Raw genomic sequence first — 887 nt, 5'->3', positions numbered from 1 at the left:
GCTCCGCCAGGACGTCCCGTGCCGCGTCCGGAGTCAGCGGGTCCACCGCGAGCAGATGGGCGCCCTCGGTCGCGGCCAGCCCGGTGAGCCGGTTCCGGCTGGTCACCAGCGCCATGCAGCCGACCGCCCCCGGCAGCAGCGGGCGCACCTGTTCCTCGTCGCGGGCGTTGTCCAGGACGACCAGCATCCGCCGCCCCGTCAGCAGACTGCGGTACAGCCCGACCTGGGCCTCCAGTCCAGGCGGCACCCGGTCCGGCCGTACCCCCAGCGCGTCCAGGAACCCGCGGACCGCCTCGGTCGGGGGCATCACCGCCCCCTGCGGGTCGAAGCCGCGCAGGTTCACGTACAACTGGCCGTCGGGGAACGCACTCTCGACCCGGCGGGCCCAGTGCACCGCGAGCGCGGTCTTGCCCACCCCCGCCATGCCCGATACCGCCGAGATCACCACGGCGGCGAACTCGCCCTCCGCCGAGGCGAGGATCGCCGCGAGCCGGGTCAGTTCCTCGTCACGGCCCGTGAATCCCCTTACGCCCATGGGGAGTTGGGCGGGGAGTTCGGCCGACCGGGCCGCCTCGGACGGTTTGGGGCGCTTCGCGGGGCCGGAGCGGTGGCCGCGCAGGATCGTCTGGTGCAACTGGCGCAGTGCGGGTCCCGTGTCGGTGCCCAGCTCCTCCGCGAGCCGTTTGCGGACGGCCGCGTAGCAGTCCAGGGCCTCCGCGCTGCGGCCGGTCTCGTGCAGGGCCCGCATCAGCGCCTCGGCGACGGGTTCCGCGAGCGGGTACTCGCCGAGCAGGCCGGTCAACGGGCCGATGACGGACGCGGGATCGCTGTGGCCCAGCTCCGCGCGGGCCCAGCCGACGGCGGCGTCCTGGTGCTGGCGCCGCCAG

Annotated in this window: 1 protein-coding gene; it reads right to left on the bottom strand. The window is 75.0% G+C overall.

Annotation, left to right across the window (positions count from 1 at the left end; translation table 11 throughout):
* The coding region (locus R6V09_RS54035; protein WP_317888678.1) for an AfsR/SARP family transcriptional regulator at positions 1 to 887 on the bottom strand (887 nt) is incomplete at both ends.

The organism is Streptomyces sp. W16 (genome assembly GCF_033194735.1).
Lineage (GTDB): Bacteria > Actinomycetota > Actinomycetes > Streptomycetales > Streptomycetaceae > Streptomyces.
Note: the sequence above shows the minus strand (reverse complement) of the source record. Positions and strands in the feature narration are given on the sequence as shown.